The following is a 703-nucleotide window of genomic DNA, read 5'->3' as shown; positions in this document are numbered from 1 at the left end:
CTGGGCGGCATCATGGTCGACAGCTTTAGTTGGCGGTATGTGTTCTTCATGGCCGTGCCGTTCTGCCTCATCGGCCTGTTCCTGGCCACGATCTTCATGCCGGGGCGCGCAGCCTCCGGTCCGCCGCACCGGTTTGACTGGATCGGCTTCGGACTGATGACCGTGTTCCTCGTGACCTTGCTCAACGGCCTGTCGAATGGACAACGTGACGGATGGTTCTCCGATTCCATCCTGCGCGACTTCGCCGTCGCCCTTGTCTCGGGCATAGGCTTCATCGTCTGGGAGCTGCGCACACCCGCGCCCATGCTCAATCTCAAGCTCTTCACGAACCGGGTCTATGCCGGCGCGTCCGTGGTGGCCTTCATTTTCGGGGCGGGAATCTACGGTTCGACCTTCTTGATTCCGCTGTTCGTGCAGACGATCCAGGGCTACACGCCGACGCGCTCGGGCCTGCTGCTGATGCCGGCGGGTCTGATTCTGGCCCTGGTCTTCCCCATTGCGGGGCGGCTGACCGACAAGACGCCCGCCTATGCCACGGTCATGGTCGGTCTGGCGGTCTTCGCATTGTCATCGTTCCTGATGACCGGCGTGGATACCAATACCTCGTTCTGGCTGTTCGCCTGGTGGATCATGCTGGGGCGTATCGGCCTTGGTTTCATTATGCCGAGCCTGAACGCCGGCGCCCTCAAGGCGCTACCCATGA

At 62.0% G+C, this 703-nt stretch carries 1 protein-coding gene; it reads left to right on the top strand.

Features of this window, described 5'->3' with window-relative positions:
- Positions 1-12: 12 nt before the first annotated feature.
- Positions 13-703, top strand: a 691-nt coding sequence (locus FO268_RS22755; protein WP_225316972.1) for an MFS transporter, incomplete at its 3' end; no start/stop codon positions are given.

This window comes from Marinobacter denitrificans, from assembly GCF_008795955.1.
Lineage (GTDB): Bacteria > Pseudomonadota > Gammaproteobacteria > Pseudomonadales > Oleiphilaceae > Marinobacter > Marinobacter denitrificans.
The sequence above is the reverse complement of the archived record's forward strand: the minus strand, read 5'-3'. Positions and strand labels throughout refer to the sequence as shown.